The organism is Tateyamaria sp. GN1-10 (assembly GCF_055693845.1).
This window is the reverse complement of sequence record NZ_JBVFUR010000004.1, coordinates 1,238,899-1,259,585: the sequence shown is the minus strand read 5'-3', so window position 1 is coordinate 1,259,585 and position 20,687 is coordinate 1,238,899. Positions and strand designations below refer to the sequence as shown.

20 protein-coding genes and 1 pseudogene are annotated in these 20,687 nt (G+C 58.1%); 2 read left to right on the top strand and 19 right to left on the bottom strand.

What is annotated here, in order from left to right; genetic code table 11:
* Positions 1–53 precede the first annotated feature (53 nt).
* The gene (locus ACZ1HN_RS08030) at positions 54–533 is read left to right on the top strand and encodes an Lrp/AsnC family transcriptional regulator (protein WP_472727096.1); all 480 of its coding nucleotides are present in this window, start codon (positions 54–56) and stop codon (positions 531–533) included.
* Here the strand turns inward: ACZ1HN_RS08030 and ACZ1HN_RS08025 are convergent.
* From ACZ1HN_RS08025 to ACZ1HN_RS07935, 19 genes and pseudogenes are all read right to left on the bottom strand, one after another.
* A complete protein-coding gene (locus ACZ1HN_RS08025) occupies positions 530–1,276 on the bottom strand; it encodes a TetR/AcrR family transcriptional regulator (protein ID WP_472727095.1) in 747 nt (248 codons plus the stop codon). The two genes, ACZ1HN_RS08030 and ACZ1HN_RS08025, sit on opposite strands and share 4 nt — an antisense overlap.
* The gene (locus ACZ1HN_RS08020; RefSeq protein ID WP_472727094.1) at positions 1,245–1,853 is read right to left on the bottom strand and encodes a hypothetical protein; all 609 of its coding nucleotides are present in this window, start codon (positions 1,851–1,853) and stop codon (positions 1,245–1,247) included. Before ACZ1HN_RS08020 ends, ACZ1HN_RS08025 begins: the two co-directional genes overlap by 32 nt.
* Positions 1,846–4,635, bottom strand: a complete 2,790-nt coding sequence (locus tag ACZ1HN_RS08015; protein ID WP_472727093.1) for an FAD-dependent oxidoreductase — start codon at positions 4,633–4,635, stop codon at positions 1,846–1,848. The genes ACZ1HN_RS08020 and ACZ1HN_RS08015 overlap by 8 nt, the downstream gene beginning before the upstream one ends.
* Complete coding sequence (locus tag ACZ1HN_RS08010; RefSeq protein WP_299606147.1) at positions 4,632–4,898, bottom strand: sarcosine oxidase subunit delta; 267 nt, start codon at positions 4,896–4,898, stop codon at positions 4,632–4,634. Before ACZ1HN_RS08010 ends, ACZ1HN_RS08015 begins: the two co-directional genes overlap by 4 nt.
* 12 nt (positions 4,899–4,910) lie before the next feature.
* A complete protein-coding gene (locus ACZ1HN_RS08005; protein ID WP_472727092.1) occupies positions 4,911–6,164 on the bottom strand; it encodes a sarcosine oxidase subunit beta family protein in 1,254 nt (417 codons plus the stop codon).
* 14 nt (positions 6,165–6,178) lie between these two features.
* Positions 6,179–7,468, bottom strand: a complete 1,290-nt coding sequence (locus ACZ1HN_RS08000) for a TRAP transporter large permease (protein WP_299751579.1) — start codon at positions 7,466–7,468, stop codon at positions 6,179–6,181.
* A complete protein-coding gene (locus tag ACZ1HN_RS07995; protein ID WP_472727091.1) occupies positions 7,465–8,046 on the bottom strand; it encodes a TRAP transporter small permease in 582 nt (193 codons plus the stop codon). The genes ACZ1HN_RS08000 and ACZ1HN_RS07995 overlap by 4 nt, the downstream gene beginning before the upstream one ends.
* A 61-nt stretch (positions 8,047–8,107) precedes the next feature.
* Complete coding sequence (gene dctP, locus ACZ1HN_RS07990) at positions 8,108–9,100, bottom strand: TRAP transporter substrate-binding protein DctP (protein WP_299606139.1); 993 nt, start codon at positions 9,098–9,100, stop codon at positions 8,108–8,110.
* A gap of 164 nt (positions 9,101–9,264) precedes the next feature.
* Positions 9,265–9,579, bottom strand: a complete 315-nt coding sequence (locus ACZ1HN_RS07985) for a hypothetical protein (protein ID WP_472727090.1) — start codon at positions 9,577–9,579, stop codon at positions 9,265–9,267.
* 932 nt (positions 9,580–10,511) lie between these two features.
* Positions 10,512–11,163: pseudogene (locus ACZ1HN_RS07980) on the bottom strand (hydroxypyruvate isomerase family protein); the annotation flags it as partial.
* A gap of 43 nt (positions 11,164–11,206) precedes the next feature.
* Entirely contained in the window at positions 11,207–11,791 is a 585-nt protein-coding gene (otnC, locus tag ACZ1HN_RS07975; protein ID WP_472727089.1) for a 3-oxo-tetronate 4-phosphate decarboxylase, read from the bottom strand.
* Positions 11,788–12,153: a nucleotide-binding domain containing protein gene (locus tag ACZ1HN_RS07970; protein ID WP_472727088.1), complete on the bottom strand. Its 366-nt coding sequence runs from the start codon at positions 12,151–12,153 to the stop codon at positions 11,788–11,790. Before ACZ1HN_RS07970 ends, otnC begins: the two co-directional genes overlap by 4 nt.
* A 2-nt stretch (positions 12,154–12,155) precedes the next feature.
* A complete protein-coding gene (gene otnK, locus ACZ1HN_RS07965) occupies positions 12,156–13,019 on the bottom strand; it encodes a 3-oxo-tetronate kinase (RefSeq protein WP_472727087.1) in 864 nt (287 codons plus the stop codon).
* On the bottom strand, positions 13,016–13,915 hold the full coding sequence (ltnD, locus tag ACZ1HN_RS07960; protein ID WP_472727086.1) for an L-threonate dehydrogenase: 900 nt from the start codon (positions 13,913–13,915) through the stop codon (positions 13,016–13,018). Before ltnD ends, otnK begins: the two co-directional genes overlap by 4 nt.
* Positions 13,912–14,868 carry an SMP-30/gluconolactonase/LRE family protein gene (locus tag ACZ1HN_RS07955; protein ID WP_472727085.1) on the bottom strand — a complete coding sequence of 319 codons (957 nt, stop codon included), beginning with the start codon at positions 14,866–14,868 and terminating at the stop codon, positions 13,912–13,914. The genes ltnD and ACZ1HN_RS07955 overlap by 4 nt, the downstream gene beginning before the upstream one ends.
* Entirely contained in the window at positions 14,865–15,809 is a 945-nt protein-coding gene (locus ACZ1HN_RS07950; protein ID WP_472727084.1) for an ABC transporter permease, read from the bottom strand. The genes ACZ1HN_RS07955 and ACZ1HN_RS07950 overlap by 4 nt, the downstream gene beginning before the upstream one ends.
* Positions 15,809–16,771 (bottom strand): ABC transporter permease, encoded by a 963-nt coding sequence (locus ACZ1HN_RS07945; RefSeq protein WP_472727083.1) that lies wholly within the window; start codon positions 16,769–16,771, stop codon positions 15,809–15,811. The genes ACZ1HN_RS07950 and ACZ1HN_RS07945 overlap by 1 nt, the downstream gene beginning before the upstream one ends.
* Positions 16,764–18,281, bottom strand: coding sequence for a sugar ABC transporter ATP-binding protein (locus ACZ1HN_RS07940; RefSeq protein WP_472727082.1), 1,518 nt, complete (start codon positions 18,279–18,281; stop codon positions 16,764–16,766). The genes ACZ1HN_RS07945 and ACZ1HN_RS07940 overlap by 8 nt, the downstream gene beginning before the upstream one ends.
* 70 nt (positions 18,282–18,351) lie before the next feature.
* Positions 18,352–19,431 carry a sugar ABC transporter substrate-binding protein gene (locus tag ACZ1HN_RS07935; RefSeq protein ID WP_472727081.1) on the bottom strand — a complete coding sequence of 360 codons (1,080 nt, stop codon included), beginning with the start codon at positions 19,429–19,431 and terminating at the stop codon, positions 18,352–18,354.
* A gap of 180 nt (positions 19,432–19,611) precedes the next feature.
* On the opposite strand from ACZ1HN_RS07935, the gene ACZ1HN_RS07930 reads away from it, so the two are divergent.
* A complete protein-coding gene (locus ACZ1HN_RS07930; protein ID WP_472727080.1) occupies positions 19,612–20,589 on the top strand; it encodes a LacI family DNA-binding transcriptional regulator in 978 nt (325 codons plus the stop codon).
* Positions 20,590–20,687 lie beyond the last annotated feature (98 nt).

The following is a 20,687-nucleotide window of genomic DNA, read 5'->3' as shown; positions in this document are numbered from 1 at the left end:
ATCGAGCATTAGGTGGCTATTTTAACTCCAAATGGAACCGATATTAGCAAATAATGCCAAAAACTCCAAAAATAGACCCAACGGATCGTAAGATAATTCAGGCCCTGCAAAGGAATGGCAGGATGACGAATCTTGACTTGGCGGAGGCGGTCAATTTGTCCCCGTCACCCTGCCTGCGGCGGCTGAGAAACCTCGAGCAAAAGGGGGTGATCCGGGGGTACAGTGTGGATGTCGATGCAAAGGCGTATGGGTTGCCTGTGACGGTGTTCGTACGTGTTACACTCAATGGGCATACCGGCGACATAGTTGCGCAGTTCGAAGATGAAGTGCGCAGAATCCCTGAGGTGCTGGAGTGCTATGTCATGACCGGCGCGGCAGATTACCTTTTGCGCGTCGTTGCGGAAGACCTGGAGGATTACGAACGTTTTGTCCGCAAGCGTTTGCATGAGATCGGATGCATCAACTCAATCGACACCAGCTTTGTCTACGGCGTGGTCAAGCAGGCCCACGTCTTTCCGGATGTTCCTGGCTAGCGTCGACCTGATACCCGTCCGCGCGCGATGCGATCGGCCAGCGTTTCCCGCCGCGGATAGTTCACGAGGGCAGACTTGATATCTTCGGCTGATTTCAGGTCTCTCAGCCACGTGTCCCCAGCAATTATTTCGGCGTAGTGTGGGATTTGCAGCAGGCGCCTTTCCGGATCTTCCTGCACACGCATCGCGTAGTACCCGATCTGATGGAAATACATCGTGCGAGCCCTGACTAAGGCTGAAAGACCGTCATGCCCGAAACCTTCGAACACCCACTGATAGAGAGAGATCCTCTTGTGATCGACAAAGCGCATAGTGCGCGCGGCCAGCTTTGACGTTTTGCCCCACTCGCGGATTGCAACATCCAAAGGGGCATCGAATTGCGGGTTCAATACCCACACATATGCAAGTGCGAGGTACTGTGCACGTGGTTCATCAGCGGCGTCATCCAACGCTTCGAAAAAGGGCCGAACATTTGTGGCCAACCAGTCTTTCAATAACGCTCGGTAGAGCGCGTCCCGGTTCTTGAAGTGCCAGTAGAAGCTCCCCGGCGTCACCCCAAGTTGCTTTGCCAACGGCTCAACCTTCACCGCAGAAATGCCACGCTTGATGAGAACCGCGCGCGAGGCATCAATCCAATCCTGAGCGGAAATCGACCCTGACTTTGGCGCTCTTTTTTTGGTGCTCAAGGTTTCCAATACAGGTGCCTGTCCTTTAGATGGCTTTATTGTATGGCAAAATAGCATCGTCACCTGCGAGCGCCAGTTGATCAGTCGCCGCATGTTCCGGAATGACGCCACGCAGGGCCGTCATCTGACGGTCCAACATCTCCCACACGGCTTCAAACTGCGCTGATCTGACATGCATACGGTAAGCGTCATCTGGTCCATGACGATACAGCAGGTTGCCGAAACCGTGCCACAACCGCGAAACAGAGGCCGAGAGCTGGTCAGGGACAAACTCTGTGCCTGTTGCAATGACGTGCACCGCATTTTCCCCTGAGAGTTCAACTAAGGCATAGGCCGATGACATGTCCGAAACGGCAACTCCATGTGTCGCGTGCCATCCATCCTCAAGCGCTGGCCCATTGACAGCCAGCACGCGGTCGCGGCGCTGCCGAAGGGCGTATGTGTTGCCCACTGCTTGATCCTCTCCACCCGCGACTGCAGATGTTGCATTGATCAACTGCAGGCAATTGTCCAAGGCACCGCTCAAAACGGTCTGACGTTGGACTTGAATCCTGTGCGCCTGCACACCGCAACCGATAAGGGGCTCACGCTCCCCATTTCTGACCGGAGGCCATTTGTTGCGATCGTCACGCATCGATGCGCGCTCCTTCAGGGTCAAAGGCGCAAGGGGATGCAATCTCAGCAAAACGGGTCTGTCCCATGTGCCAGATATCCACACGTTTTCCCATCGCCTCCGCTCCACCGCTGACAAGGGCGAGCGCCACAGGCTGTCCCAGTATCGGGCTGTGGTGGCTGGATGTGACATAGCCAATGGATTTGAGGCCGCCGTCACTGCCAGAGGTTTCGACGACATGTGCACCGATTGGTAGCGGATCCTCTGAGGGACCAACTGTAAGGCCGACAAGAGACTTGCGATCTGCCCGGTTGGCCGTGTCAGAATGCAAGCTCCGATCACCCACAAATGCAGCTGTCTTGCGCAAGCGTGGCGCGGCAAAGCCCAAGTCATGCGGCATAGTTTCACCGTCTGTATCTTTACCCACCAGGATATAACCCTTTTCGGCTCTCAGGACCGTCAGCGCCTCGGCGCCCACGGGTCCGGCACCCAGCGGCGCACCGATAGCGATAGCTTTGTTCCACAAGGCCGATGCGGATATGTTTTGGACAGAAACTTCGAAACTGGTGTCACCGGTAAAACTGACCCGTGCAACGCGGGTGGGAGCACCTTCGAAGGTGCCAAGGCGCAGCGACATGTGCTGAAAATCATCCAAACTGTCCAAGACACCAAGTCCGGCTACGATGGCCTTAGCCTTTGGGCCCGCAATAGTGACGGTCGACCAGTTTTGTGTGGTGTCGTGAATGTGAACTCGCATCGGATCGAAACTGTCCTGCCGCCAATGTTCCAGATGCGCCATCACCGCGTCCGCGTGAGACGATGAGCACGAAATGACGAACCGGTTGTCATCGATACAGGCCAAAACGCCGTCATCGAAAACCAGTCCGGCTTCCGTCAGCATGAATCCATAACGAATGCGCCCTGATTTCAGGTTCGAAATGGTGTTGTAGTAGATGAAATTGACGAATGTACGAGCGTCCGGCCCGATCACTTCGATCGCGCCAAGGGCCGAACCGTCCATGATGGCAGCGGCCTCACGTGCCATGCGGCATTCCCGCTCAACGGCTGCACGCTCGCCATCTCCACCGTACCAGGCAGGGCGCAGCCAGCCACCGTATTCACCAAGGGCCGCGTCCAGCGCGCGGTGCTCGGGCTCCAGTGTAAGGCGCTTGAGCGGTGCCATTTGCCGATCACGTCGCGCGCCCCTATAAGCTTCAAGCGGGATTGGCACGAATGGCGGGCGAAATGTCGTTGTGCCTGTTTCTGGGATGGTTTCCCCCTTGAGATGCGCCATGGCGGAAAGACCGGAAATGCTTGATGTCTTTCCTTGATCGCCAGCCATGCCAAGCGTCGTGTAGCGCTTCAGATGTTCAACCGAGACCATGTTTTCGCGATGCGCCAACACCACGTCCTTGAGTGTCACGTCATGTTGCAGGTCAATCCATTGACGCCCCCTGGACGTTGGATCGGGCAGTGAGGGTAGCAGGTGATAAACACTGCGTGTCGGAACCGGTTGGTCGAGTGCCGCATGACGCGCTTCGGTCATCGCGACCTCCTGAGAAAAGGTGCCATTCGCCGCCCCCACGACACGCATCCAGTCCGGTCCATCCGCTGGCACGAAGGTCTGCCGCCCATTGTCCCATTCCAACTTGCCGCCCGCGTGTCGCCATAGATGGATCAACGGTGTCAGGCCCGCCGAAGTCAGGATCGTGTCGCAAGCATATGTCCGACCGTCTAACTTTATAGCTTTGACCACGCGCCCACCTATTGCGGTTGCTGCGCTGGTCGGGTCGAAACGCGCCACCGCGGCCCCGGCAGCGCGCAGATCTTCTATAGCTGTGTATGTCTCAGGTCGGTTGCTGAGAACGACGATTTCTTGCCCTGCCAACACGCCGTAACGCCCGAGGAACTCCGTTGCCGCCCCAAGCGACATGACACCAGGACGATCGTTGTTGGCAAAGGTGACGGGGCGATCGATCGCTCCAGTGGCCAAAATGATCCTCGCTGGGCGCAATTTGCGGACAATTGGTGCATGTCCTATCCCCCGGTCGGTCGCGACCGAAACGAATTGGTGGTCGTAGACCCCGACTGCGGTCGTATTGCACAGGATACGTCCGCCAGCTGTCCTGATTGCAGCAATTTGCGCTTTGACCCAAAGCTGACTGTCATTCCCATGTTGGTTGCAATACAAACTCTCGCCCGGTGCCGGATGGTCATCGACCAGCAAAACGGATCTCCCCGCCTCTGCCGCAGCGCGCGCCGCCGTCAACCCTGCGACACCACCGCCAATAACCAGGGTGTCGCAATGATCGTGCAGGATCGCCGATTGGAACCCGTCTTGCACATCCGGGCTCAGAATACCAAGTCCTGCCATCTTGCGAATGGTCGGTTCGAACAAGTGCCAGTCGGGCCACATGAACATCTTGTAGTAAAACCCGGCGGGCAGGAAACGGTGTGCGAGGTCCAGCACACCCTTCACATCTCGGCGGGCATCTGGCCATGCGTTGACGGCGCGCACCTGCATACCCTCTGTCAGGCGTGTCGTGGCAGCTTGGCAATTGGGATAGTCTATGCCGCCCAGGCGGATATCGACGATAGCGTTAGGATCATCGAACCATGCGCCCCAAAGGCCGCGAGGCCGGTGATACTTGAAGCTGCGACCCAGGATGCGCACGCCCGCAGCCAACAGGGCCGAGGCGATAGTGTCCCCTTCAAACCCTTGATACGTCATGCCGTCAAAACTGAACGACAGCGCGCGGGTCCGGTCGATCAGCCCACCTTGTTCAACGCGGCACCCGGTCATGCAGTGTCCCTGCGCATCTGCTGTGTGCCGATCACGGCCATGGTCACCGTGTCTCGCTCCATCATAAAGTATTCCTGGCAGGTGGTATGCACCCAGATTTCGCGCGAAACGCCCTTGGGGTTTTCGTGCGTGTAAAGGTAGTCGCGCCAATCTGCGTCACTGACAGGCTGCGTGGTATCGGGCCGGATATTTCCCGCTTCGCCCGAGAAATGAAATTCCCGTTCGTCACGCAGGCCGCAAAAAGGACAGGGAAACTGTTGCATGAACCTCTCTTTTCAGTGTGCGATGCCAGACCCGGCTGCTTCGTCGATCAAGGCGCCGGTGCCGAAGCGATTGAGGTCGAAGGGCCGGCTGATCTCATGGTGCGCCCCGTTGGCCAGAAGATGAGCGAATAGATAGCCACCGGCCGGGATGGCCTTGAAACCACCCGTTCCCCAACCGCAGTTGACGAAGATGCCATCTGTGCCGGAGGGCCCGATCAGTGGTGAGCTGTCAGGACTGACGTCCACGATCCCGGCCCAGTGGCGCAGCAGTTTGACCTTGGCCAATGCCGGGGCCATGTCGATGATGCCCGACAGCACGTTTTCCTGCTCTGGGGTGTTGCCGCGTTGGGCATATGACGGAATGCGGTCAAGCCCACCCCCGATCACCAGGCCGCCCTTGTCGGATTGGCTGAAATAGCTGCCTGTCATGGGGGAAAAGGCGACCGTATCCATCACTGGCTTGATCGCCTCGGTCACGAATGCCTGCAGTGCGTAGGAATGCAGCGGCAGCTTGTATCCCCCCATCTGTGCGAGCACCGAGGAATGCCCGGCAGTCGCAACACCGACGCGGCCCGCGCGGATCACACCCTGCGTTGTCTCGACACCCTTGCAGGTGCCACCCTCGATCAGGAAACCGGTGACTTCGCAATTCTGGATAATGTCCACGCCCAGCTGGTCCGCTGCGCGCGCATAGCCCCACGCCACCGCGTCATGGCGACCTGTGCCACCGCGACCTTGCCAGATTGCGCCATGGATCGGGTAACGCGCGTCATCGCGATAATTCAGGATGGGGGCTTTTTTCTGTACGTCCCTTGCGTCCAGCAGCTCGGCATCTGCGCCATTCAGCTTCATGGCGTTCACGGTGCGTGCCGCGATCTCCATCTCGGACTCGGAATGGGACAGCACCATCATGCCGCGCTGCGAGAACATGACATTGTAGTTGATATCGCGCGACAGCCCCTCATATAGGCGCACCGAAAGATCGTAGAGCGCGGTGCTTTCGGGATAAAAGTAGTTCGACCGAATGACGGTGGTGTTGCGGCCTGTGTTCCCGCCGCCCAACCAGCCCTTTTCAACAACAGCGATGCGAGACATGCCATGGTTCTTGGCAAGGTAGTAGGCAGTAGCGAGCCCGTGGCCACCACCGCCAACGATCACGACGTCATATTTCAGCTTGGGGGCCGGGCTACGCCACATGGGCGCCCAGCCTTTGTGCCCCCGCAGGCCTTCTCGAAAAACACCAAATGCAGAAAAGTGACGTGTCATCTTCGCACCCCTCGTTAACCAAGCAACAGTTCAGGCAACCAGAGTGCCACTTCGGGGATGAACGTGGTCAGCGCCAGTGTGGGCATCCAGGCGAACAGGATAAAGATCATGGTCGGCCACAACATGCGTTCGACCGGTGCTCCGGTCACGCGTGCACCCAGGAACAACAGCGGTGCCGTGGGTGGCGTGATGTTGCCCATGCCCAAGTTGACCCCCAGAATGGCGGCAAAGTGGATCGGGTCGATGCCCACACTTTTGGCAATGGGCAAGAGCAATGTCGCGCTGAGGATCAGGCCGCTGAAATCATCCATGATCATGCCGATCAGGATCATTGTCAGGTTGATCATCAGCAACACGACAATCGGGTTGTCGGAGATTGAGAAGATCAACTCTTCGGCCATGCCGGGTATGTCTTCGAAGATCAGGAAGCGGCTGACGATCAGCACCATAAAAATCATCACCATGACGACGCCAATGGTGACACCGGATTCCTTGAGCGTGTCCAAGAACACGTTCCATGTCAGGCCCCGGTAGACGAAGAAGCCAATCGGAATTGCATAAAGGACGGCGACACCTGCTGCTTCGGTCGGGGTCATGATCCCGCCGTATATGCCACCGAGGATGATGACCGGCATCATCAAGGCTGGCATGGCGATGAACGTCTTGCGGCTGAAGGCGCGCACGAACTGTTCCTTGTCCTCGGGTAAGATGATGTCGGTTTGCTTGCGCATCATGATCAGGTTGATGATCACCAGCAGGGACGCGACGATGATGCCCGGCACCACGGTAGCGAGAAAGCATTTCAGGACCGATTGCTGCGTAATCCAAGCATAGATAAGCTGCGCCGAACTTGGCGGGATCAGTAGGCCGAGGGGACTTGCCGCAACCAACAATGCGGCCGAGAAACCGTCTGGATAGTTGGCCTTGCGCAGATGCGGCATCATCACCGAACCGATGCAGGTCAGTGTTGCCGCCCCGCTGCCCGAGATCGCTCCGAACATCGCGCTTGCAACGACGGACGCGCCGGATAGTCCACCACGAATGCGCCCCAAGAGCATCTCGGCCAGATCCACAATAGGTGACGCAATGCGGCCGTTTTTCATGATGTCACCGGCAAGGATGAACAGCGGTATCACCAGGATCACAACGGTGTTCATCTTCCAGTGACCGGTGGGCATGAACCCCGACACGTCATGCCCGCCTGTGTAGGCGAGAAATAACAACACGCCACCGAATGCGATAGGGACCGCAACGCCTGCAAAGAGCAAAACGCAAATGAGGAGAACAGAAATTCCGATAATCATTGTGCCTGTTCCCTTTCGGATGTGGGCGAAAGGTCCTCAGGGGCCATGCGTTTCACTACGCCTTCAGTCCCCAGTCGCAACAGGACGTAGAGGTGCAGTGCACTGTAGAGGGCCATGAAAACAAAGCCGGCAAATATGCCAAACCGCGGCACAAAGAACGGAATGCGCAAAGCAATGGTCGTCTGCCATTGCGGGTATGATGCGATCTCATCCCGTAGCATCAAAGCTGCCCAGTAGACCAGGAATACAGTCACCAACAGCTCGACCGACGTTAGAATTGTGCGCCGCCACCAGATGAAAACAGGGTTCTTGAACCAGCTTTCCAGAATGTCAGCCTTGATCTGGCTGTCTTCGTAGGTGCCAACTGCGCTGCCTAGGAAGAATAGCCAGAAGCACATCGGCATCAGCCACTCTTCATAAGCAAACAGATCACTCTGAAGGACGTATCTGAGCAATACGACTAGAAAGAAAGTCAGTGCGAGGATGAAAGTTGAAATGATCAGGAAGGCTGACTTGAGTTTCAGCAGCCGCCTGACCGTGGCTCCCAGCCTAGGGGGAAGTTGATCAGCGAGTTTCACCACGTGTGCACCTCCAATTGGGCGAAGTGGACCGGGGAGAGATGGCCCACTTCGCAAGGGTTCAGTTCGCGGTCAGGCGGTCCAGGATATCTTGGCCAACGACATCGGCGACGTTCGGCCAGACAGTGGTCTGAATGTGTGCTTTAATGGCGTCGCGCTCATCTTGCGTGAACTCGACAACTTCCCAATTCGCATCCTTGAGCTGATCGACGAAGCCTTGGCTGCGCTCCCAGGCCAGCTGGCTGATCTCAGCCGCCGCTTCTGCCGTCTCCTTGTCAACGACAGCGCGCTGTTCGTCATTCAACTCGTTGTAGAAGTCCTGATTGGCGTAAATCATCGTGCTTTCGATGAAGGCATTGTAGGGTACATAGGTGTTGCCAACATCACTTGCTGCAAAGGTGGTGTAGGCCCATTCGGGCGTGCAGCAGATCGCACCATCGATGGTGCCAGCCTGTACTGCCGGAAACACTTCGGCCCAGTTCAGTGTCGTGACCTGATACCCCAGCTCTTCCATTGTTTGTTTTGCGATCTGCGAGGACCAGGCACGCACGTTCATGCCCTGATTGTCGATTGCAGTCGGGTTTTCCGGACGTTCGGTGGCAATCATGCCAATCAGGCCTTCGCCTATTGTACCCAGAGGCTGGATGCCAAAGGATGTCAGGATCTCTTCTAGGATCTTGTTGTACTCAGAGTTCGGGTCACCGTAGACCGCGTCTAACTCTTCTTTCGTCGTCACAAGGAAAGGCAGGCTGTTGATTTCCAGCCGTGGATCCTTTTGTGCATAGACCGTGGCATGGACCATATCCACATTGCCCCTGATCGCGCTCTCCAGAAGTTCCTCGCCCGAACCAAGTTGACCAGCGGGGAAGTATTTCACTTTCAGGCCAACATCTGCATCCTCCATGTCCTGTGCCATTTGTTCCAGAACAGCGTTTCCGAAATGCTCTGCCGGCACAGTCCCGGCAATGCGCAAGCGTACATCCTGCGCCGCTGCAGTGGATGTGATCAATGCGACTGCCGCAGTCATCATGGTGAGGCGAGTGTTGAATGACATTTTGTCCTCCTGTTGGTTTTTGAGTTGGTGAGCTGGCGGCAACTCTTAAACATAGGTTACCCTACGGATAACCATAGGGTGCTAGTTTATTAGCTGGCAAGAGAATGTTTTGCGTTGCTGAGCAGGAGTGGATTTCGGGCGTAATTGTGTTACCCAAGAGCGCTTCAATGCATTGTTTCTAAGATGATTTCTTGATGCTCACATTTTTGAACCGACGAAATCAGAGGCGCTGGCTTTCCCAAAAATTTAATCTTGTGCGGGCTTGGCAAACCATCAGATAGCGCGAAGAATCGGGTGCGCTCGGCTGTCATCGGCGCGGCGGAAGGAGCACGCTGCAGAGCAGTTTCAAGGGCGGACTGAGGTTTGCTATCGCTCGTTTGAAACGCCACGGATGTCGACTGACGCGGGTCCAAGGCAAGAGTAGCGGCTGTAATCAAATGTAAAAAAACCGCACCAGTTTTTGGCGCGGTTCTCTGCATGTGCACATCGCGACCGCGTTGGTGGAACGAGGCAAGTGTGCAACGTATTCAGTTCAGCTTTACATCATCAACAGCGCCACGTTCCCCGCAACGGCGAGGACTGTGACTGCAATGAGAAGGGATGCATCTCTTACAATTTTGAAAGTGCTGTTCATCTTGCCATACTCACAGGTTCAGGTTGTTTCTGAGCGGCAGTTAAACCAAAATCCTGCCCTTTAGAAGCGTGGTTTCGACAACCCTGCCATGCAGTTTTTGGGAGCAGGTTTGCACAGCCAGAACTGAGGCTTTACGGTTCAGCAAGCCAAGAGACCTGAGCTTGGTCAGCAAAGTCAGCGAATTCCATGATGATTGAGGGCAATGGATTGCGATTGCCCATCCATGCGGAGGGTGGAGCTTGCGGTCCCACTCAGACATCAGACATGCTTATCGAAGATCGACGTCACTCCTGGAACTTAGTCGACATTTCCGCCTTGGGAGCCTCCTTACGCGGAAGCTCCTACGGCTCGCGGCGATTGACTATGTGTCTGATCTATATCGTCAATACCAGCGTCAGCAAAACTGTAAAGCGGTGGCAAAGATTAATGGTCTCACTTTCTTAACGCTCCGAAGGCTGTTCAAGTCTATGGGGCTAACGGTATATCGCGGACGCCCTAGGCGCATGCTTTCCCAGAAAGAACTGGCCGATGCCGTCCTAGCATCACAAACGGTCAATCAGGTCGCAACATATCTCGACTTGCACTGGCACACCACGCTCAGGCTTTTGGTCCGTGTCGGGTTTGTGAGTGCAAATTTGTCAGTGGAATATGTAGCCACGCTGCCTGAGTGACCGCTTGCCGGGTGGTGTGGGAATCGGAGGTGGTAGGATTGGGTGGAGAGACCTGTCGAACCCCCAAGGCAGTTCTGGTGATCTGAGTGACGCAGCAGTTATGCGCGAAGATGGCCTTATAGCTCAGCTCGCCATGATCCGGAGCACCTCTGTCCGGCACGGACGCGAATTGGATATGGCCGATCACAGGCAACAGGTCGGTCAACCGGGTCATCACATCACCCTCTGTCCTGCCGATGTGATAACAATTGAACATAAGCCTGAGGTTCGGCGCGTTGACACGTTCGATGATGGCGCGCCTGATCGGTGGTGCCTAGAAAATAGCCTGACGCATCATGCCGGTTCAAAGGTTCGATCAGCACCATGCGGTCCGTCTGCCCTGTGGCATAGGTCAGGTTGCGCTCGAATGTCTGGCGCGCCTCGTCTCCGTCGGAGTACCCGGCCATGATGTGGATGGCACGCGCGTCAATCGCATCAGCATACGAAATCGCCTCATCGATGGTGGCGCGTGCCTCGGCCTCGCGACCGGGAAGTGCCGCAAGGCCGTTTTCGCCGGGCTTGCCGCGAGGCGTGGTCAGGCCAAGCATCGGAAGGCCTGTCTCGTACAGGGCGGCCCGCACCTCCTTCGCTGGCGTGTCATAGGGCCAGTGGCACTCGACCGCCTCGAACCCGGCCGCATGCGCCGCGTAGATCGCCTCCGGCAGCGCGCGGTCCGCCCACAGAAAGCCGAGAATTGGATCACGTGTCCCACTCCACATCGAATTTGGTGACCACTTGCGAGACCTGATCGGCAGACAGGGCCTATGAAGGAAGCCCCCGCATCATCAACGCAAGGCGTGCCGTCGCTTCGAGCTCTTCGATGGCATTGCTGGCCGCCTCCACCGTCTTGCCCGCAACCACCGGGCCGTGATTGGCCAGCATCACCGCCGCGCGCTTTCCCGCAAGTCCGCGCACGGCCTCGCCCATCGCGGAATCGCCGGGCATGAAAAAGGGCAGAAGCTTCACGCGGCCCAGTTGCATGATGGCATACGGTGTCGGCGGCGGCAGGAAGCAATCTTCGTCCGCGTCGAGCAGGAGCGACAAGGCCACGGAATGGCATGAATGAAGATGGACCACCGCGCCCGCCGTGCTGCGGGTGTCGTAGAATGCGGTATGCAGTGGCATCTCCTTTGTGGGCGATGCCCCGCTGGTCTGCCGCCTGTTTGCGTCGAACCGGCTCAGCCGTGCGGGATCTAGACGACCAAAGCTGGTGCCGGTAGGCGACACCAATAGACCGCCATCTTCGGTACGGGCCGAGATATTGCCCGTCGATCCATGGGTCAGGCAACGGTCGTAGAGCGATTTAGCTATCATGCAGATCGTCTCGCGCAGCCTCGCATCACTCATGCGCTAAGCACCCCGGCCGCCTTCTGGAAGAAATCTTCTGCTCCGAAGTTGCCCGACTTAAGCGCCACGACAAGCTCAGGAGCAGCGCGCAAAGCCGGCACGCCCGGATCAATCTCGGGCCCGATGCGAAGCTCGCCAAGGTCCAGCGCCTCGATCACGGCCCCCGATGTCTCGCCCCCTGCGGTGATGATCCGGGTAACCCCGGCGGCAACCGCCAACTTGGCCAGCTCGGCAAAGAAGCCGTCGATTGCGTCAGCAGCCACTTCGCGTCCAAAGCGGCCCTGCACGGACGTCACGGCGTCCGGATCTGCGCTGCTGTAGACCAGTGGGATACCCGTTTGCTCCATTGCCCAATCGCGCATGGCTACCGGTGTGACGCACCTTCGATGATCTCTTCCGCCAGAACCTCACGCACCGGGTTGCGCGCGGCATGCTGTGCCACTTGCGCCCGTGTAGCAGAAGAGCAGGAGCCAGAGATTGCAAGCACGGGACCGGACTGTCCTTCCCAGTCCGGTGTGCCCGGCGTGCACCCGAAATTCGCAGGCAGCTCAAGGGCGACGCCTGAGCCGCCTGTCACCAGCTTCAGGTTGGCCGCTGCGCGACCGATCTGCATCAAGTCTTCGTCGCGGATTGCATCGACCACGATGTGCCTTTTGCCTGCCGCATGCTCGGCTTTGAGCCTTTCGGCAATCGCGTCTGCACCAACAAAGACCGCCTGCGCCGAAACATGCCCGATCGCATATTTGCTCTGGGGTGCCATCCACCTATGTAGATCGGCATCTGTCATGGGCGTCAGCGGATGGTTCTCCATTCCGCTTTCATGGAGCGGCGTGTCGTTCACAAACAGATACCCCTGATAGACGGACCGCCCGGTACCGGGAAAGGCGGGGCAAATAATGACACGGTCGGCATCGAGAGCGTCGGCCAAAGCATCCGCCACCGGGCCAATGTTCCCCTTAGGCGTTGAATCGAATGTGGAGCAGTATTTGAAGAAGAACTGCGTGCATCTCTGATCCTGAAGCCACTCCAGCGCAGCAAGCGATTGCGCAATCGCGCCCGCAGGGTCGATCGAGCGGGATTTGAGCGCGACCACCCCAGCCTCGACGTCTGCCGTAGCAGGTTTCGCCGGGATGCCCGAATACTGCACCACGCGCATGCCCTGCTTGGCCAGCGTGTTTGCGAGATCGCTTGAGCCGGTGAAATCGTCGCCGATGCACCCGAGTCTCATGAGCGCGCTTTCGGCAAGACCAGCCCCGCCTTTTCCGCATAGACCTTGGCAACGGCAGCGTCATCCTGGTGTCCAAGCCCCATGTCCACCGCGCGGGCATACTGCGCCAGCGCTGTTTCGGTGATGGGCGCGTCAAAGCCGACTGACTTTGCGGCTTCCAGCACGATCCCGAGATCTTTGGGCCAGATATTGATCTGGCTGTGGGGCGTGTAGTCGCCCGCTACCACATGGGGTGCGCGGTTCTCCAGCATCCACGAATTGCCTGCACATTTTGTGATGACCTCAACGAAAGTCCCGGGGTCGATATCTTGGGTCATCCCGAAGGTGAGAGCTTCGGCCATGGTCGCGATGTGGACGCCCGCCAGCAGCTGGTTCACCGCCTTCATTGCGGATCCGGCGCCTGCGGCATCGCCTAGGCGGAAGACCGTCTCGGCGGTGGCTTCAAGAATCGGATCGGCGGCAGCGAATGCCGCGGCAGTACCAGACGCCATAACGCTGAGCCGTCCCTCGGTCGCCTTGACGGACCCGCCCGAGATCGGCGCATCGAGGTAGTGGACCTCGCGCGCTGCACAGCACTCTTCCATATCCCTTGCGAAGTCCGGCGGCATCGTGGCGCAAGCCATGACAAGCGCACCGGGACGCAGATGCGCGACAAGACCGTCCTCTCCGAAAAGCACGCTTTCGACCTGTGCGGCATTCAGTACCACGACAACCACTGCATCCAGCGAGGGCAACACGCCTGCGAGCGGGGTATCCTCGCCCCCCTCCGCCACAAAGCGCGCGGTGGTTTCAGGCACCACATCGACCCCATGCACAGAGCACCCAGCCCGCAGGCATGACATAGCGATGCCGTAGCCCATCGATCCCAATCCCACGACGGCGATATTGAGGCTCATGACAGGCTCCCTTTCCGTCGGGCCAGAACATGGGCCGCATCGCGCCGCGTGGTGTGGACGCGGTAAACCTTGTCTGACGAGGTGATGAACATGGTTTGGCCGTCCGCTCCGCCAAAGCAAAGGTTGGACGTTTGTTGCGGCAGCCAGATCTTTCCAATGAGCGCGCCCTCGGGCGACAGGCAATGAACTCCGTCAAGCGCCGACGTCCAGACATAGCCCTCGTGATCCACCCGAAAACCGTCCGGTACACCGGGGGCGATCACGGCAAAGACACGTGCGTTGGACAGCGTCACACCGTCCACGTCGAACACCCGGATGTGGTGGGGCAGATCATAGTCGATGCCGGGAAAGCTCGCGCCCCGGATTGCGCCGGAATCGGCAACGTAAAGACGGCTCTCATCGGGAGAAAACGCAAGACCGTTGGGCTTGTCGAAATCCGTCTCAACCGCATGAAGCGTCCCGTCCGCTGCCGCGCAGAACACGTAGCAGCCGCCAATTTCGCTGTCTGCCGGATAGCCTTCAATGTCGGAGTTGATGCCATAGGGCGGATCTGTGAACCACACGGAACCATCCGAGCGAACCACCACGTCGTTGGGCGAGTTCAGCCGCTTGCCGTCGAAATGCGCGGCAATCACGTCCACATCGCCGACATCCATCGGATCATGCCGCCGGATCACACGCCGCCCGCCATGCTCGCACGACACCATGCGCCCGGACTGATCCAGCGTGTTGCCATTGGCAAATTCGCTGTTCTCCAGTGCCATCTGCGCACCACTGGCTTCGCTCCAGCGCATCATGCGCTTGTTCGGGATGTCGTTGAAAAATAACTGAGCATCAAGCCAGACCGGCCCTTCCGTCCAGATGCAGCCTTGGACAATTTGCTCAGGCGGGCGGGACGTGTCGACGAAGGTGTCGAACGTCGGATCAACGGCGACGAAGCGGGGCGCTGTCATAGGGCGGCTCCTTTTCGCAATGTCTGAAACAGCAGCATGACAAGAATGATGGTGCCAAAGATGATGTTGCGCCATGCATCCTCGATCTGCATCACCGACAGGATCGACGTCAGCAGAGTGATGAACAAGGCGCCGCCGATGGTGCCAAAAAGCCCGCCGCGTCCGCCAAGGATGGACGTGCCGCCGATCACCACGGCCGCGATGGTGGGCAGCAGGAACGGATCGCCCATGCTCTGGTAGGCCTGATTGGCGTAGCCTGCCAGCATCACACCACCCAGGGCCGAGCACATGCCCGCAATGGCGAAGGCGGCGGACACCACGGAAGGTGTGGAAACACCGGACAGGAAGGTGGCTTTTTCGTTGAATCCGATGGAACGCAGATAGCGCCCGAACGGAGTGCGCGTCAGAAACCACGCCAAAGCGATAGACAGGGCGATCCAGATCAGAAAACTGATCGGCAGGCCAAGGAGATTGCCGGACGCCATGGCGATCATCAGCGGGCTCGACTCTCCGCGTGGGTTGAAACCTCCAGTGTTCAGAACCGCAAGGCCCAGCAGCATCGAATTGACGGCCAGCGTCCAGACCATCGAGGGGATGCGAAGGATCGCCACACCAAGGCCGTTGACGATGCCGATCAGCGCCCCGAAGGCCAGGGCCGCCGGCACTGCAAGCGCGCTCATGACCGGGTTGCCGGACCCGACCAGTGCCGTCGACAGAATGGCCGCTCCGGTCAGAACCCATGGCACGGACAGATCGATATGGCCGAGCAGGATAACGATGGTGGCCCCAGTGGCCAGAAGGCCAAGAAACGCCGCGATCTGCAACTGCTGTGACAGGTAATCTGCGCTCAGCACCTGCGGGAAGAAGAAACTGCCGCCGATGATCAGGAGCACGACCCCGGCATAGGGCATGAGGCTGTCGATCGAGAGGGTGCGCAGCATCAGGAAAACACCTCCAGCTTGTTGCGAGCGCGCAGCACGTCTGCCCCTCCGATGGCGATCGCAGCCGCAAGGATCATACCCTCGAACAGCGGCTGCGCGAGAGAGGGGATGCCGGAAAAGAACATCAGCGAGGCGATGGTCTTCAGAATGAAAGCCCCCGCGAGTGCCCCGATCAACGACCCTACACCGCCGCGCAGCAGAACCCCGCCCAGCACCACGGCAGCAATGGAATTCAATGTGAAGCCTGCCGCAATCCCGGCATCGCCCGTGGTCGTCACAAAGCTGTAGAACAGCCCGGCCAGACCGCCGAAGATACCTGCGAGGGTGAAGGCAGCCAGACGGGTGAGCTTGGTATTGATCCCCGATTGAAACGCCGCCTGTTCCGATGAGCCAAGAGCGTAAAGCCCCAGGCCCAGCCCTGTGCGTCTGAACGGCAGCCAGAACCCGACCACGGCGACGAATGTGATGATCAGGGCCGTGGGTATGCCCAACACATCAAGCGTTACGGCATCCGCCAGATCGTAATTTACTGCGCCACCCGGTGTCGGCCGTAACAGGAGCGCAGCGCCGACAAAAATGGAAGCCGTCGCCAGTGTCACGACGATGGGCTGAATGCGGCCATAGACGATGATCACCCCATTCAACAAACCGCAGAGCGCCCCGACAGCGACAACGGCGACCATGCCGAATGCGATACCCAAGACAGAACCATCAAGCAGGTAGGACGCAACACAATTGGTCAGTGTCATAACGGCCCCAACTGACAAGTCGATCCCCCGAACAACGACAGCAAAGAACTGGGCACAGGCGGCGAGACCGAGGATCAGGCACTGATTGGCCCAGATGGTCATCACATAGGTCGATGCGCCGCGCGGATGCGTGCCAAGATAGGTGGCCAGAAGCGCGATCAGGACGACACCCGCGATCATCTCGCGCCGGTTCGATTTCATGTAGTCAAGCATGGGCCGCCCGCGATTTGGACGCCACGTTGAGCGTGGCAGCAATGATATTCTCCGGCGTCAGGTCATCGTCGGTCAGCGAGGCAACTATCTCGCCTTCAAAGAAAACATGGGTCTCGTCGCAAAGCTGGATCAGCTCTTCATAATCCGTACTCAGAAGGACAATGGCCGTGCCTTGATCGGCCAGCTTGCGCAAGATGGCGTAGATCTGGGTCTTAGTCTTCACATCGATACCACGTGTCGGATCGGCAAGCAGCAGACAGCGCGGTTTCAAGGCCAACCACTTTGCCAGAACGACTTTCTGCTGATTTCCTCCCGAAAGCGACGACACCGGCAAGTCGAGCCCGCCATGTTTCAGCGCCAGTTGATCCAGCGACCCAGCATAGAGCGCCATGTCCCCGGCATCCAGATCCGAGCGGCCAAGGGCGGCGAGCTCGAGGTTCTCGCGAATGCTCTGATCTAGGATCAGCCCTTCGGTTTTGCGATCCTCAGGGATATAGGCTAAGGAAATGTCTTGCCTCTTGGCCTGCTTGGGGCTGTTGATGTCCGTCGACGCGCCGCCGATGGCGGTCGTGCCCTCGGTCTTGCGCAGCAGCCCGAACAGCCCCATCAGGAACGCGCTTTGCCCCTGCCCGTCCAGCCCGCCCAGACCCACGATCTGGCCGCGGCGGACGCTGAGGTTGATATCGTGCACCCGGCCGTCCCAAGAAAAATTGCGAACGTCCAGCACGATTTCGGCATCACTATCGGCCGGGATCTTTGCCGGGAACAGTTCCTCAATCTTCTGACCGACCATCATGTTGATGATCTCCGCGTAGTCATACGCGCCTTTCATGAAGGTCTCCACGCGTTGACCGTTGCGAAAAACCGACACCCGGTCCGCCAAGGCCTCGATTTCGTGGAAGCGATGGGAAATGAACAGAATGGCGGTGCCATTGTCGCGTTCTTCGCGCACAAGCTCGAACACACGGTCCACGACCGAGGCGCTCAGCGCAGAGGTCGCCTCGTCAAGGATCAGCAGGCGGGGACGCTTCATGATCGCCTTTGCGATCTCGACCTGTTGGCGTTGCGGCAGGGTCAGGTCCGCTACCCGCATGCCCATCTTGATCTGCGCGCCATCTATGCGGGCAAGAATGTCCTGCGTCCTACCCAGCCTGTCGCCACTGAGCCACCCGATCCCGGCACCCGGAGAACCGAGAAGCAAATTCTCCCGAACCGTCAGATCCGGCACCAGAGACAGCTCCTGAAACATGCACACGAGCCCATGTTTCAAAGCCGCCTGGGGACTGTTCAGAGAAACGTTCTGCCCGTCCACACACAGCTGGCCTTGCGTGGGCTGCAATACGCCTGCAATAAGCTTCATCAGTGTGGATTTTCCGGCTCCGTTTTCCCCCAGAATGGCATGGACTTCCCCGGCGTTGCAGACGAAGTCGACCTTTTCGAGGGCCTTTGTGGCGCCGAAGTGCTTGGAGATATAATGCATCTCGAGCAGTGGTGAGACGTTTTCTGACATGGAATTCAAAATGGTAGGGGTTGCGGCACGCGCCATGACGCGTGCCGCACGTGAGTGGTTGGGCGGGATTTTAGGTGTTGTCAGGCGACTGGCCCAGCAGTTCTTCGGGTGTAAATGGCGCGAAACACTCCGCATAGCCTGTTCCGGTGTTGAAAGACTTCGGCAGATCGGGGAAGAAGTTCGCGCCCGCTTCAAGATCGCCAGCATTCACCTGCGGGATCGGCAGGAAAACCGTTTGCGGCAATTCATTGCCTTCCAAAAGGGCAACTGCCGCTTCCAACGCAATGGCCGACATGGCCGGTGCCTGGCTGGCAGAAACACCCGGAATGTCCAACTCACTCATCAGCATGCGCACGCCGTTCTCGCCGTCGACGCCCATGGGGACAATCGGATGGCCCGCGGCCTGCATCGCGTTGATCGAACCCGCCGATCCGTGCTGTGAAACAACGGCGTCGAATTCACCATGCGTTGCAAGTGCATCCGCGACGACTTTCTGGCTCGTCCCGGTATCCCAGTTGCCGACAACTTCCACGATCTCCAGGCCGTCGACCTGTTCCAGAACACTCATCATGCCAAGACGGCGATCACGGTCGGTCGCGTTGCCGGGCAACCCGTTGACCATCAATATCTTGTCAGCCTCACCGCCAAGGATATCTACGACCGTCTGCGCCTTCAGCGCGCCCAGATCCATCTGGCTTTCGTTGATCTGAACGACCTTGTCGGTATCCAGCACGTTATCAAAGGGTACAAGAACCGTGCCTGCGCGTTCGGCACGGCGGATGACCGGCTCAAAGGCGGTGGGGTTTACGGCAATAAACGTAATCGCATCGTAACCGGCGGCGATGAAGTTATCGATAGCGGCGATCTGCGCAGCGCTGTCATTGCCGACCGACACCACGGTGAATTCGTCGATCTTGCCGGCATTCTCTGACCGCGCGGCCCACGCCTTGGCCGACTGGATTGCCTGAATACGCCAGTCATTACCAGCAAAACCGTTTACGAAAGCGAGCTTATATGGACCGTCCTTTGCCTCATACGAAATCGTCGATGTGTCCGGAGCTGGTGCAAAGCACTCCGGGCGGTAGGTATCGGCAAATGCGACGCCCGCCGACGCCACGGCGATGGCCGAGCTGAGTAGCAGTTTCTTCATTTTTCCTCCCTGGCGGCCACACCGCCGCCTTTCTAATCCGTTTGCTGCATCACGCATGTTTACGTAAACACATTGCACTCAACGTAGATGTTTACGTAAACATACGTCAAGCAATGAATCGAAAGACACACCCAAATGGCCAAGCGGCGATCATCAGACTCGAAAAAGGCTCTACCGACCATGCATGACGTCGCGCGAGAGGCAGGCGTCAGTCAGATGACGGTTTCGCGGGTGATGCGCAGCGCAGGCTACATTTCAAAAGACGTAAGAAAAGAGGTAGTTACCGCAGCACGAAAGATCGGATACGTGCACAACCGACTGGCCGGTGGCAATGCGTCATATGACAACCCGATAGTAGGCGTCGTGGTGCCAACGATGCAAAACCGCGTCTTCACCGAAGTACTGTCAGGGATCAATGACGCGCTCGACAAAAGCGGTCTCAGACCAGTTTTTGGCGTGTCCGAATACTCGCTGGAGGCGGAAGAGGACCTTGTTTTCGACCTGTTGTCCTGGCGCCCGCGTGGCCTGATTCTCCCCGGTCTGGAACACACGGATTCACTGCGAAAAATCATTGCTCAGACTGGTGTGCGTGTCGCGGAAATCATGGACACGGACGGCGATCCGGTCTCCGCTTGTTTTGGATTTTCGCAAATCAAGGCCGGTGAAGATATGGCAAAGCATTTGATTGAACGCGGGCATCGAACCTTCGCCTACGTGGGCAGTCAGGGCGGGCTCGATTTGCGGGCAACAAAACGCTTTGAGGCATTCGCAAAGGTCATCAAGGAGGCGGGCGCGCAGATACTGGCAATCGAGACAACCGAAGATGCCTCATCCATGGAGGTTGGACGCGCGATCACGAACCGGATCATGCAGCGGGAAAACCCGCCGCATGCGATCTACTTTGCGAACGACGATATGGCCGCCGGTGGTCTGATGCACTGCCTTGCCGAAGACATTTCCATGCCAAACGAAATCGCTTTAGCGGGCTTCAACGGTCTTGGGTTTTTGTCTGCATTGCCAAAATTGATCACGACAACAGTGACACCGCGTTACGACATCGGTCGTGCCGCTGCACGTTGGTTAATGGAACCGGAGGATGGTCTGGGCGAGCACAGGGTCGAGCTTCCAGCCAGATTGCGGATCGGACAGACTACGTGAGGAGAAAGTATACATGCCAGTCAAGAACTGGAGTGGAGTTTGCGTTCTTACACTGGGAAAGTACCTAGCGTTTTCTTGAAATTCTCGCCGAGCGGAGT

Coding starts and splice junctions, on each gene's coding strand:
- ACZ1HN_RS08030 (WP_472727096.1), top strand. CDS start 54: ATGCCAAAAACTCCAAAAATAGACCCAACGGATCGTAAGATAATTCAG.
- ACZ1HN_RS08025 (WP_472727095.1), bottom strand. CDS start 1,276: ATGCTATTTTGCCATACAATAAAGCCATCTAAAGGACAGGCACCTGTA.
- ACZ1HN_RS08020 (WP_472727094.1), bottom strand. CDS start 1,853: ATGCGTGACGATCGCAACAAATGGCCTCCGGTCAGAAATGGGGAGCGT.
- ACZ1HN_RS08015 (WP_472727093.1), bottom strand. CDS start 4,635: ATGACCGGGTGCCGCGTTGAACAAGGTGGGCTGATCGACCGGACCCGC.
- ACZ1HN_RS08010 (WP_299606147.1), bottom strand. CDS start 4,898: ATGCAACAGTTTCCCTGTCCTTTTTGCGGCCTGCGTGACGAACGGGAA.
- ACZ1HN_RS08005 (WP_472727092.1), bottom strand. CDS start 6,164: ATGACACGTCACTTTTCTGCATTTGGTGTTTTTCGAGAAGGCCTGCGG.
- ACZ1HN_RS08000 (WP_299751579.1), bottom strand. CDS start 7,468: ATGATTATCGGAATTTCTGTTCTCCTCATTTGCGTTTTGCTCTTTGCA.
- dctP (WP_299606139.1), bottom strand. CDS start 9,100: ATGTCATTCAACACTCGCCTCACCATGATGACTGCGGCAGTCGCATTG.
- ACZ1HN_RS07985 (WP_472727090.1), bottom strand. CDS start 9,579: ATGCAGAGAACCGCGCCAAAAACTGGTGCGGTTTTTTTACATTTGATT.
- otnC (WP_472727089.1), bottom strand. CDS start 11,791: ATGAGTGATGCGAGGCTGCGCGAGACGATCTGCATGATAGCTAAATCG.
- ACZ1HN_RS07970 (WP_472727088.1), bottom strand. CDS start 12,153: ATGCGCGATTGGGCAATGGAGCAAACGGGTATCCCACTGGTCTACAGC.
- otnK (WP_472727087.1), bottom strand. CDS start 13,019: ATGAGACTCGGGTGCATCGGCGACGATTTCACCGGCTCAAGCGATCTC.
- ltnD (WP_472727086.1), bottom strand. CDS start 13,915: ATGAGCCTCAATATCGCCGTCGTGGGATTGGGATCGATGGGCTACGGC.
- ACZ1HN_RS07955 (WP_472727085.1), bottom strand. CDS start 14,868: ATGACAGCGCCCCGCTTCGTCGCCGTTGATCCGACGTTCGACACCTTC.
- ACZ1HN_RS07950 (WP_472727084.1), bottom strand. CDS start 15,809: ATGCTGCGCACCCTCTCGATCGACAGCCTCATGCCCTATGCCGGGGTC.
- ACZ1HN_RS07945 (WP_472727083.1), bottom strand. CDS start 16,771: ATGCTTGACTACATGAAATCGAACCGGCGCGAGATGATCGCGGGTGTC.
- ACZ1HN_RS07940 (WP_472727082.1), bottom strand. CDS start 18,281: ATGTCAGAAAACGTCTCACCACTGCTCGAGATGCATTATATCTCCAAG.
- ACZ1HN_RS07935 (WP_472727081.1), bottom strand. CDS start 19,431: ATGAAGAAACTGCTACTCAGCTCGGCCATCGCCGTGGCGTCGGCGGGC.
- ACZ1HN_RS07930 (WP_472727080.1), top strand. CDS start 19,612: ATGCATGACGTCGCGCGAGAGGCAGGCGTCAGTCAGATGACGGTTTCG.